At 66.1% G+C, this 11,519-nt stretch carries 7 protein-coding genes; 6 read left to right on the plus strand and 1 reads right to left on the minus strand.

Annotated elements, in window-relative coordinates:
- Positions 1-282: 282 nt before the first annotated feature.
- The 6 genes from FYJ68_RS02695 (at position 283) to FYJ68_RS02720 (ending at position 9,984) form a co-directional block, all read left to right on the plus strand.
- Positions 283-1,011 carry a TetR/AcrR family transcriptional regulator gene (locus FYJ68_RS02695; protein ID WP_154433742.1) on the plus strand — a complete coding sequence of 243 codons (729 nt, stop codon included), beginning with the start codon at positions 283-285 and terminating at the stop codon, positions 1,009-1,011.
- Positions 1,004-5,707, plus strand: a complete 4,704-nt coding sequence (locus FYJ68_RS02700; RefSeq protein WP_154433743.1) for a 2-hydroxyacyl-CoA dehydratase — start codon at positions 1,004-1,006, stop codon at positions 5,705-5,707. Before FYJ68_RS02695 ends, FYJ68_RS02700 begins: the two co-directional genes overlap by 8 nt.
- Positions 5,708-5,983: 276 nt before the next feature.
- Complete coding sequence (locus FYJ68_RS02705) at positions 5,984-6,724, plus strand: tyrosine-protein phosphatase (RefSeq protein ID WP_154433744.1); 741 nt, start codon at positions 5,984-5,986, stop codon at positions 6,722-6,724.
- A gap of 123 nt (positions 6,725-6,847) precedes the next feature.
- Positions 6,848-8,104 (plus strand): peptidase T, encoded by a 1,257-nt coding sequence (gene pepT, locus FYJ68_RS02710; protein ID WP_326832175.1) that lies wholly within the window; start codon positions 6,848-6,850, stop codon positions 8,102-8,104.
- Positions 8,105-8,532: 428 nt separating this feature from the next.
- Positions 8,533-9,069 carry a hypothetical protein gene (locus FYJ68_RS02715; protein WP_154433745.1) on the plus strand — a complete coding sequence of 179 codons (537 nt, stop codon included), beginning with the start codon at positions 8,533-8,535 and terminating at the stop codon, positions 9,067-9,069.
- A gap of 60 nt (positions 9,070-9,129) precedes the next feature.
- The gene (locus FYJ68_RS02720; RefSeq protein ID WP_154433746.1) at positions 9,130-9,984 is read left to right on the plus strand and encodes an HAD family hydrolase; all 855 of its coding nucleotides are present in this window, start codon (positions 9,130-9,132) and stop codon (positions 9,982-9,984) included.
- 376 nt (positions 9,985-10,360) lie between these two features.
- On the opposite strand, the gene FYJ68_RS02725 is transcribed toward FYJ68_RS02720, so the two are convergent.
- Positions 10,361-11,404, minus strand: a complete 1,044-nt coding sequence (locus FYJ68_RS02725; protein ID WP_195837689.1) for an ISL3 family transposase — start codon at positions 11,402-11,404, stop codon at positions 10,361-10,363.
- Between the last annotated feature and the right edge of the window lie 115 nt (positions 11,405-11,519).

Consider the following 11,519-nt stretch of genomic DNA (forward strand, 5'->3'; position numbering starts at 1 on the left):
AGGAGCGCTCCTCCATGGGACGGGCCACTCGGGGGAGGGCGTCGCTCCGTTCCCGAGTATCGGCGCCGTCCGCGCGGACGTTGACAAACGGGCTCCGTCCGAAATTCCGTCTCGCGTGTACACGCCGTACGTGATTTCCGACATGGTGCATGCCCCACTGTGAAGCGATTGTGTCTCCCCACGAATGGTCGTTTCGAGGGCAGAATTCCTTCTCACGTTGTGCAATACTTCACGCGCTGTGCAAAACTGCACACGATGTGAAGAAACGGAGACCCACAGATCATGCGACCAGCACTTCGAGACACGGCGTCGGAGGCGGTCCAGGCGAGGGGGACGCAAGTGTCGACCGGCCAGCTCGACCGGCGTAGCAAGCGCACACGGCGAGCGCTGCGCGACGCCCTCGCCGCCGAGATCGAGGCGGCGGGCGACCTCTCCCAGGTGACCGTCACCGCGGTGAGCGACCGCGCCGGCGTTACGCGCCGCACCTTCTACTCCCACTTCAAGGATATCCCCGACCTCGTCAACGCCATCGAGGACGAGACCATCGCGGACCTCCGCCCCCTGGTGGAGCACCTTGCTTGCGCCTCCCTCGACCAGCTCGAGGATGCCATCTCGCACTTCCGCCCCTGCCCGGGATCGGTTGAAATTCTCACCTACTTCGCCGAGCGCCCGTACCTTCGCCCGCTGCTGGGGGAGGGGGGCGACCCCGCGTTCTCGCAGAGGGTCAAGCGCATGGCTCGCGAGACCGTGCAGGACCGCGCCCTCGACGGCCTGGACGTCCGGGCCATTCCCTTCTTCGACTACTACCTCACCTTCGCCATCTCGGCGGAGGTCGGCGTCCTCGAACGTTGGCTTGCCACCGGCATGGAGGAGTCCGTGCCCGCCATGGCGCGCCTGATGACGGCGCTCATGTTCGTGCGCCCGGGCGACCTATACGGCAAGAGCCTGGAGTTTGACGTCAACGCCATTTGCCTTGACATGCTTGACATGAAGGAGACGGACCATGACTAACTACCCCGAGTCCAACAGGGAGCAGGCTCGCGCCAACCGCGGCATCGAGCTCGCCCAGCGTGGGGCCGAGCTGTACCCCAAGAACCCCGTAGACCTGCGCCACGCTCACCTGCGCCTTGGCATCGACGTGGGCTCCACCACCGTCAAGCTTGCCGTGATCGACGAGAACGACACGCTGGTGTACGCCAACTACGAGCGTCACCACACCGACGTCCGGGCCACCGCGCGCGCCCTGTTCGAGCGCGCCGAGTCCGTTATCGGCGACCCCAGCATGCGCGTCTCGATCACCGGCTCCGGCGGCATGCTGCTGGCGAACTGGCTCGACCTCGAGTTCGTGCAGGAGGTCATCGCCTCAAAGCGCGCAGTCGAGACGCTCATCCCCCAGACCGACGTCGCAATCGAGCTGGGTGGCGAGGATGCCAAGATCATCTACTTTGACAACGGCATCGAGCAGCGCATGAACGGCACCTGCGCCGGCGGCACGGGCGCCTTCATCGACCAGATGGCCTCCCTCATGGAGACGGACGCTGGCGGCCTCAACGAGCTTGCCAAGGGCGCCCAGCACATCTACCCCATCGCCAGCCGCTGTGGCGTCTTCGCCAAGTCTGACGTCCAGCCCCTGCTCAACGAGGGCGCCGCGCGCGAGGACGTGGCAGCCTCCATCTTCCAGGCGGTCGCCAACCAGACCGTCTCGGGCCTCGCCTGCGGTCACCCCATCCGCGGCTACGTCGCCTTCCTGGGCGGCCCGCTGCAGTACCTCTCCGAGCTGCGCAAGCGCTTCTACGTCACGCTCGACCTGGACGAGCAGCACCGCGTGATCCCCCAGAACGCCCACCTCTTCGTCGCGACCGGTGCAGCGCTTGCCGGCGAGTCTGACAAGCAGGTTACCTTTGCGCAGGTCATCACGGCGCTCGACAACCTCAGGGGCACGCAGGGCTCCGAGGTCGCGCGTCTCGACCCGCTCTTTGCCACCGAGGAGGACTACCGCGAGTTCAAGGAGCGCCACGACAGGCAGGTGGTCCCCAAGGGCGACCTCACCAAGTACCATGGGCGCGTGTTCATCGGCCTCGACGCCGGCTCCACCACCATGAAGGCAGCTGTGGTGGGGGAGGACGGCCAGCTCCTCTATACCTGGTACGACAACAACAACGGCGACGTGCTGGGCACCGCGCGCAAGATCATGGACGACATCTACGACCACCTGCCCAGTGACTGCACCATCGGCCACGTGACCACCACCGGCTATGGCGAGGGCATCCTCATCGAGGCGCTCCAGGCCGACTCCGGCGAGATCGAGACCGTTGCGCACCTCCGCGGCGCCAAGTCCTTTGTGCCCGACGTCGAGTTCATCCTCGACATCGGTGGCCAGGACATGAAGTGCCTGCAGGTCAAGGGTGGCGTCATCGAGCACATCATGCTCAACGAGGCCTGCTCCTCGGGCTGTGGCTCGTTCATCCAGAACTTCGCCGACTCCATGGGCATGAGCGTCCAGGAGTTCGCCAAGGCGGCCGTTCACGGCGAGCACCCCATCGACCTGGGCAGCCGCTGCACCGTGTTCATGAACTCCCGCGTGAAGCAGGCCCAAAAGGAGGGTGCCACCATCGGCGACGTCGCCGCGGGCCTCTCCTACTCGGTGATCAAGAACGCGCTGTTCAAGGTCATCAAGCTGCGCGACTACGACCAGATCGGCAAGTACGTGGTGGTGCAGGGTGGCACCTTCATGAGCGACGCCACGCTGCGCGCCTTCGAGCTTCTCACCGGGCGAGAGGTGATTCGTCCCGACATCGCCGGGACCATGGGCGCCTTTGGTGCCGCCCTCCTTGCCCGCGACCGCGCTGGCGCCAACGGCATCTCCACGATCCTCTCGCGCGACGAGATCGACAACCTCAAGGTCAAGCACACCAACGTCCACTGCGGGCGCTGCTCCAACAACTGCCTGCTGACCGTCAACAGCTTCAGCAACGGGCGCCGCTTCATCACGGGCAACCGCTGCGAGAAGGGCGCTGGCGGCTCCAAGAAGGCCAAGAACGACGCCCCCAACCTGTTCGAGCTCAAGAACAAGCTCCTGTTTGACCGTCCATGCCTGGATCCCGACGAGGCGCCGCGCGGCACCGTGGGTATTCCCCGTGCCCTCAACATGTACGAGGACTATCCCTTCTGGCACGCCTTCTTCACCAAGCTGGGCTTCTCCGTGGTGCTGAGTGACCAGACCACCAAGAAGACCTACGAGGCGGGCATTGAGTCCATGCCCTCCGAGTCGGTGTGCTACCCGGCCAAGCTGAGCCACGGCCACATCATGAACCTCCTCGCCAAGGACCCCGACTTCATCTGGATGCCCTGCATTCGCTGGGAGCGCCAGGAGGACGACACCGCCACCAACCACTACAACTGCCCGATCGTGATGAGCTACCCGCAGTCGCTCGAGCTCAACGTGGACGAGCTGAGCAACCCCAAGGTGGAGTACCTGGACCCCTTCATCCCCTACGACAACAAGCGGGAGCTCAAGCGTCGCCTGTTCGAGGTCATCGCACAGCAGCGCGCCGAGGACGCTGGCCACGGCAAGGGTCGCTTCCGCGGCGAGCCCATCACGCGCCGCGAGATCGACGATGCGGTCAACTACGCCTGGGATGCCGACCTGGAGTTCAAGGACAAGATGCACCGCATGGGCGACGACGCCCTCAAGTGGATCGAGGACCACGACGGCCACGGCATCGTGCTCGCCGGACGCCCCTACCACAACGACCCCGAGATCAACCATGCCATCCCCGAGCTGGTGCACTCCTTTGGCTTTGCGGTTCTCACCGAGGACTCCGTCGCCCACAAGATGAGGCCCGAGCGTCCCATCCGCGTGGTGGACCAGTGGATGTACCACAGCCGCCTGTACCGTGCGGCGCGCTTTGTGGCGAGCAGGAACGATCTCGACCTTATCCAGCTCAACAGCTTTGGCTGCGGCCTGGACGCACTCACAACCGACCAGGTGCAGGAGATCCTGGAGGCGTCGGGCAAGATCTACACCGTTCTCAAGATCGACGAGGTCAGCAATCTGGGCGCCGCGCGCATCCGAGTGCGCTCTCTCATGGCGGCCCTCAAGGAGCAGCACGCCGAGCTCGAGCGCGAGACGGCCGCGGGCATTGCCACCGAGGTGGGCCCCGTGGGCGTGCACATGGCGGACGGCTCGCTTGAGCATGCACGCCAGACCGACCTCTCGCGCCGCACCCCCGTGTACCGCGAGGCCAAGAGTGCCGCGTTCGAGAAGGTCCGCTACACCAAGGAGATGCAGGAGGAGGGCTACACCATCCTGGCACCGCAGATGTCGCCCATCCACTTCGAGATGGTCGAGGCGATTCTGCGCTCCGAGGGCTACAACGTGGTGCTGCTGCCCTCCGTCGACCACTCCGCCGTGGACATCGGCCTCCGCTACGTCAACAACGACATCTGCTACCCGTCCATCCTCGTGGTGGGCCAGCTCATGGAGGCCGTCCTCTCGGGCAAGTACGACCTCAGCCGCACCGCCGTGCTCATCAGCCAGACCGGCGGCGGCTGCCGCGCCACCAACTACATCGGCCTCATCCGCAAGGCGCTCAAGGACTCCGGCCACCCGGACATCCCGGTGATCTCGCTCTCCGTCGCGGGCGGACTGGACGAGAAGAACCCGGGCTGGAACATCCTCAAGCCCAAGCTCATCCTCAAGGCCGGATATGCGCTGCTCTACGGCGACCTCCTCATGAAGGTGCTGTACCGCACGCGTCCCTACGAGGCCGAGAAGGGCTCCGCCAACCGCCTGTACGACTCGTTCATGAGCCGCGCCAAGACGCTCCTGACCCACAGCGCCGACCGCAAGGCCTTCTACGAGCTGTGCCGCGACACCGTGCGCCGCTTTGACACGCTGCCGCTCGTGAACGACCGCAGCAAGCCGCGCGTGGGCGTGGTGGGCGAGATCCTGGTAAAGTTCCACCCCACGGCCAACAACGAGCTCGTGAAGGTCATTGAGCAGGAGGGCTGCGAGGCCGACGTCCCGGGCCTCATGGACTTCTTCCTGTTTGGCATGTCCAACCAGATCAACATGAACCACGAGCTGGGGACCAAGGCGGCGACCAGGCTCACCCATGGCATCGGGATCGACGCGATCGAGGGGCTGCGCAAGCCCATCGACGAGATGCTCAGTGAATCTGAGCGCTTCACGCCCTACGAGGACATCTTCGAGCTCGCGGACAAGGCGTCCAAGGTCCTCTCGCTGTGCAACACCATGGGCGAGGGCTGGCTCCTCACCGCCGAGATGGTGGACCTCATCGACAGCGGCACGCCCAACATCGTGTGCGCCCAGCCGTTTGCGTGCCTGCCCAACCACGTGGTGGGCAAGTCGGTCATCAAACGGCTCCGCCAGATGCATCCCGAGAGCAACATCGTGGCCATCGACTACGACCCCGGCGCGTCCGAGGTCAACCAGCTCAACCGAATCAAGCTCATGATCTCGGTCGCAAAGGAGAACTACAAGAACGGTGGCTCCTTCAAGCTCCAGAACCCGCAGGATCCCACCACCCACGTGGTGGCACCCTACGTGGACGAGAGCCGCTACCACCGCACTTACGGAGATTCCATCGTGAACGAGCGTGGGGGAGAGTCGCACGGCATCCGCCTCTCGCCCGAGCAGCTGGCCGAGATAGAGCGCGCCAAGCGTAAGGCCGGGGTCAAGTAGGCAGGGCCAATCGGTTTTGACTAGGGGGCGTCGTCGGGACACGGTTCCCGGCGCCGCCCCTTCTCTTGGGACGCAGACGGAGTCGCTGGCGCCATCGAATGCGCGGGCAACGCCGTTGCGCGGCACCTCTCACCTGCCGCTCGCGCCCCGTGCCCGTCCGTCCGTCCCATTCCCGCCACGCTCGCGGATGCGATCCCCCGGTGGACGGTGGCATTCCACAAACGCCTGATACCATGTGCGCGTGGGTTTGCGAGGGGATGCCAGGGGAGAGGGGACATGGGTTCCAGTGCCGAGGACATAGTACAGAGGCGCACCGGCATCCTCAGGCTCGCGACCGGCTACAACCTGCGCGAGCTCTGTGGCTACAAGACGCCGTGGGGACCAACGCTCCCTCACCGGTTCCTGCGCTCCGGTGACACCAACGAGCTGAGCGAGGACGACGCGGGGCTCTTGCGCGCATACGGTGTGACCATGGACGTGGACCTTCGCAGCGAGTTCGAGGTCAAGCGGGCGCCCGACGTCTTTGCGAACGACCCGCGCGTGCGCTACCACAACGCCTCCCTCTATAGCGTCAACATGCACGACTCCGACCTTGCGGAGGGCGACGGGATGGACGACTACCTGGTGGGGGGCTACCTCGCCATGCTCTCCAACCGCGAGGCCGTGCGCCAGGTCTTCTCGTTCATGGCGACGGCGGAGCCCTCGGACTGCGTCCTGTTCCACTGTGCGGCGGGCATGGACCGCACGGGCGTCACGTCCATGCTGCTTCTGGGGCTGTGCAGGGTCTCGGAGCATGACATACTGCGCGACTACCTGCTGTCGTTTGCCTCGGTGGACCTGGTGGAGGACGCCCTTCGCGGAAGCGGGGAGCACCCCGACCTCCTTACGCTCGCCAGCGCCATGCGCACGGTTCGCAGGAGGCTGATCAAGGGATACGGGTCGGTCGAGAGCTACCTTGCAAGCTGCGGGCTCACGTCTCGCATGCTCGTCTCGGTCAGGCGCCACCTGGTGTCGTAGCCGAGGAGGATCGGCCCGTGACGCGGTTGCGTCAAAGGCTGCGCTACAGTTGTCACGTTGAACAGGAACCCCGCGCGGGTGCGCCGGGCGGCGTGCCGCGCGACGAGCCATAAGGAGACAAACGTGGCACAAGAGCAGCTTCCCGACGTCGTCGAGCGCTTCATGCGCTTTGTCCAGATCGACTCCCAGTCCGACCCCCAGAACGAGGCGCAGACCCCCTCGACCCCCAGCCAGCACAAGATGGCTGCCTACCTGGGAGACGAGCTCCGCTCCCTTGGCGTGCGGGACGTCCAGGTGACCGAGCATGCCTACGTGCTGGGGACCGTCCCTGCGTCCGCGGGTGCCGAGGGCCTTCCCGCGCTTGGCCTTTGCTCCCACATTGACACCTCGTTTGACGCCCCGGCCTCGGGCGTGAGGCCGCACGTGGTGCACTACGAGGGTGGCAACCTAGTCGCCGGGGTGGAGGACGGCCGCGAGGTCTCCACCTCGCCCGAGCAGGTCCCCGACCTAAACCAGTTCGTGGGTCAGGACATCGTGTGCAGCGACGGCAGCACGCTCCTCTCCGCCGACGACAAGGCCGGCGTGGCAGAGATCTGCTCGCTTCTCGCCCGGCTTCAGGGCGACCCCACGCTCCCGCACCCCACCCTCAAGATCGCCTTCGTCCCCGACGAGGAGATCGGTCATGGCGCTTCTCTGCTCGACCTCGACGAGTTTGGCGCCGCCTGGTGCTACACCGTGGACGGAGAGGCCCTGGGCGAGTTCAACTACGAGACCTTCACCGCGAGCGAGGCGACCGTCACCATCAAGGGCGTCATGGTCCACCCGGGCAGCGCCAAGGACGTGATGGTCAACGCCATCACCGTGGCGAGCGAGTTTGAGCAGATGGTCCCCGCGGCGGAGCGTCCCGAGCACACCGAGGGCCGTGAGGGCTTCTATCATCCCATCGACATCAGGGGCACCGCCGGCTCGGTCCGCCTGACCTACATCGTGCGCGACTTCGACTCAAAGCTCTTCGCCGCCCGCGAGGAGACGCTGCGCAAGATCGCCGCGTTCCTCAACGACCGCTACGGCGAGGGTACCGTCCAGGTGAGCATCCGCGAGGAGTACCGCAACATGGCCGAGAGGTTCCAAGGCCTGGACTTCCTGGTTGACAACGCGCTGGAGGCGCATCGCGAGGTCGGCATCGAGCCCAAGGTCGTCGCCGTGCGTGGTGGCACCGACGGCAGCCAGCTCACCTTCCGTGGGCTCCCGTGCCCCAACATCGCCACGGGCGGCTACAACGCCCACTCGGTGCGCGAGTTCATCCCCGTTCCCAGCATGGAGAAGACGGTGGACCTCCTCCAGCACCTGGTGGCGAAGTTCGCCCGCCCGCAGGCGTAGGAGGCGCTCCCCGAACGTGCGCGGTCGCGGATGGGGGAGAGGCACCGTCCCGTGCCCCCCCCACCCGCGTCCGTGGGGTGCGGCCCCGCTCGGCGTGCATGCCCGCCGTCCTGGTGCGCGACTGGTTGGCCCCTGCCGCCCCCGTCGCACGGTGGCTCGCTTGGGGTTGTGTGGGGGATGTGGCCTTGGCGTCATGCCTCCGTAACGTAGATGCCGGCTCAGCCGCCCGCGGCAAATCTGATGCCGCACACATGTTGTTTGCACAACACGCAACATTTCTCCGCTAGCATCCTTGAGCAGGATGGGAGAGTGCAGATGGCTCGCGTGAGGCTGACAGGGGAAGAGGCTCGTGACGTCGCGATTGCGGCGCCGCGCTGCTGCCGTCCCCTCCCCCGGGCGCCCAGGGCCCGTTGGGTGGTGGTGCGGCCATGAGCATCTCGTTCCTCGTCGCAATCACCGGAGGCATTCCCATCTTCTCCGCAATCTTCCAGATCGTCTCGGACACCGACATCGCCGAGCGCCACCACAGCCACCACGATACCTACCGCGCGTCCAAGACGTTCACGCGCATGCTGGTGTACGCGATGGGCTGCATGGGCGGTGCGGGCATCCTCGTGTGCCTGCTCCAGCGCCTGGGGCTCCTGGACGTGGACATCCCCGTGGCGATCACGTTCTTCTGCTCGTTCGTGGTGACCACCTGGGCGGTGTGGGCAATGTTCGGCCGCTACCGCGTGGAGACGCACTCCGACTACCTCCGCGTGGTCCCGCTCCTGGGCAGGGCGCGCGTGATTCCCTACGACCGCATCTGCGACATCAGGACCTTGGGCGAGCCGCTCTGGGAGGGCAACCCCAGCGTGTGCGTCTACGAGCGCGGGCGCCGTACGCCCGCCCTGCTCTGGAACCTGCTCGACGTGGAGCAGATCCTCATGCGCATCAACCGCCCCGACCTCCTCGAGCGGGGCTAGCCCCTGTCCTGCCGCCCGATGCTATGCTGCTCTGGGTGACGCTTGGAGGGGATGCGGCAGATGATCAGGCTTGCGCTCAGTGACATGGACAACACGCTCCTGCCCTTTGGCCAGGACCGGGTGGACGAGAGGACCCTCGGGGCGATTTCGACGCTACGCTCCTCGGGCGTGAGGTTTGGCCCCGCCACGGGGAGGGACGAGCAGGAGCTGCACCGGTTCTTCGCGGGTGACGACTCCTGCTTCGAGACGGGCATCGTCTCCAATGGCAAGAAGGTCAAGGTGGACGGCGAGCTGGTGTGGGCGCGCTACCTCGACCGCGACGCCCTGCAGCGTCTCGCGGACGCCTTCGCGCCCGTGCCGGGCGTCTTTGTGGCGGTCTATCCCGCCAAGACCGACCTCTCCAACCCCGCGTACGTGCTGGGTGCCACGCCGGCGCAGATGGCGCCGTACGAACGCCGGTTCAAGTTCAATGGGACTATCGTCTCGCAGGTGCCGGACATCGACGTGATCGCCGCGACCGTCGCCTGCGAGGAGGACGAGGCAATGGACTGGGTGCGGCGCGAGGCGGCGCGCGTCGCGCCCGAGCTCGTGGTGGTGCCGCCGGTTCCCAACTGGTTCGACGTGCTGCCTCGCGGGGTCAACAAGGGCACGAGCCTGCGGCACCTGCTCGAGGCCCTGAGCATTGGCCCAGAGGAGGTCGTCTTCTTCGGTGATGCGGAGAACGACCTCCAGATCATGGGCGAGATACCCAACTCTGTCGCCGTGGCCAACGCCACGCGAGAGGCTTCCGAGGCAGCCTGCTGGCACATCGGCCCCTGCTGGGACGACGCCGTCGCAGACGCGCTGCTCGACATCGCCGAGGTCTCCAGCACCGACGCACCGCCCCGCTTCATGCGCGACGGCGACGAGGCGTAGGGGCGTCGGGATGTCGTTGTTGTCCTCTGGGCGACCGTGCGGGGATCCTGACTCGGTCGCGCGCGCAGAGTGCTGAGGAATCTTGAGTTGTGGCAATTGAGACTGACGGATCACCCCTCCTGCATCGGGTTTTCCGTACGTTTGCTCCCTGCGCAAGGTTGACTTGCTGAGAAAAATCGAGTTGTGGCAATCGTTCGGGCCTCTTCTGCTCGGTCCCATTGCCACAACTCGAGTTTCCTCAGCAGGTTGCCGCGCTCGGATGGTCGTGAGCGTGAGGCACCACCTCTCGCAGCGCTGGGTAGATAGCCCAGCGGGTTCAGATTGCCACAACTCTATTTTTCTGAGGCTTCGGTAGTTTGTGTGACAAGGGGCTAGCCTAGGCAGCAACGCTCTTCGCTCCCTTCACGCCCTTCTTCCTCGCCTTCACCGGGCGACCCGGGAGCTGGGGCTGGCAGTCGCCGCACCTGAGCATGAGCAGGGCCACGAGGTTGTCGGTGTTGCGGAAGCCGTAGCCCATCCTCACCGTCACCTTGATCTTGTTGTTGATGGCCTCTACGCGCCCGTTGCTGATGCCGAGCTCGACTGCGGCGATGATGTCGTCGCGCCGGCGGCGCACCTTCTTCTCCACGGCGACGACCTTGGCGATCTTGCAGTAGGCGGCCCTGTGCATCCAGTCGTCGAGCAGCTCGGCGGCCTCGGAGCCGTCGGCTGCCCGGAAGACGGCCCGCAGGTCCTCCTTGAGCTCCCAGGCCCTGACCAGCCGCGAGCCGGCCCTCTTCTTGAGCGCCTCGAGCCTCGCCCTCTGGCCGTCGGTGAGGTCCTCGGGGTTCTTCACGAGCGCGTAGCGGCTGCCCTTGATGGAGGCCGCCTCCTCCTCGAGCGCCCTGACCTCCTCGGGCGGCAGCTCGCCTTTGGCAGGCCTGCCGCGCTTGCCCTCGGGCCTGGGCCTGGCGGCCCTGGCGGCGGCCCTGGCGGCGTTCCACTCCTCGCAGCGCACGGCGTCGAGCGCGTCGTTCATCCACTGGACCACGTGGAAGGGGTCCATGACCCACCTCGCGTTGGGGCAGCGGCGCTTGACCAGCTGCCTTATCCACCTCGCGCCGTCGGCGGTCACCACCTCTATGGCGCGCCTCTGCTCGCGCGTGAGCTCGTCGAGGAACAGGTTGAGCACGTCCTTGCCGGTGCCCTCGTGCGCCCAGATGAGGCAGCCGCGGTCGTGGTCGACGACCACCGTGACGTACTTGTGGCCCTTCTTGTACGACGTCTCGTCGATGCCGATGCGGCGCACGCCGTCGAACCTCGAGGCGCCGCGCGCGGCCTCCAGCTCGGCGTAGACGCGCCTGCACACGCCGCCCACGCTGTGCCACTCGACGCGGGCGAGCTCGGAGACCGCCGAGGCGGTGCAGCGTGTTGAAGTCAAGATAGATTTCACCAGACTAGACAGCGAACCGCCCCCATCCGCACCAACGTACATTCGCCAGTCCCGTCACCGCGGGGCGCCGGAATCGGCGACCACTGCCGGCGAGGCCCTGTCC

The sequence above is a fragment of the Olsenella porci genome (genome assembly GCF_009695875.1).
Classification (GTDB): Bacteria; Actinomycetota; Coriobacteriia; order Coriobacteriales; family Atopobiaceae; genus Olsenella_H; species Olsenella_H porci.

Bases quoted from the DNA above. Each gene is read 5' to 3' on its own strand.
- FYJ68_RS02705 (WP_154433744.1), top strand. From the start codon at position 5,984: ATGGGTTCCAGTGCCGAGGACATAGTACAGAGGCGCACCGGCATCCTC.
- FYJ68_RS02695 (WP_154433742.1), top strand. From the start codon at position 283: ATGCGACCAGCACTTCGAGACACGGCGTCGGAGGCGGTCCAGGCGAGG.
- FYJ68_RS02715 (WP_154433745.1), top strand. From the start codon at position 8,533: ATGAGCATCTCGTTCCTCGTCGCAATCACCGGAGGCATTCCCATCTTC.
- FYJ68_RS02720 (WP_154433746.1), top strand. From the start codon at position 9,130: ATGATCAGGCTTGCGCTCAGTGACATGGACAACACGCTCCTGCCCTTT.
- FYJ68_RS02700 (WP_154433743.1), top strand. From the start codon at position 1,004: ATGACTAACTACCCCGAGTCCAACAGGGAGCAGGCTCGCGCCAACCGC.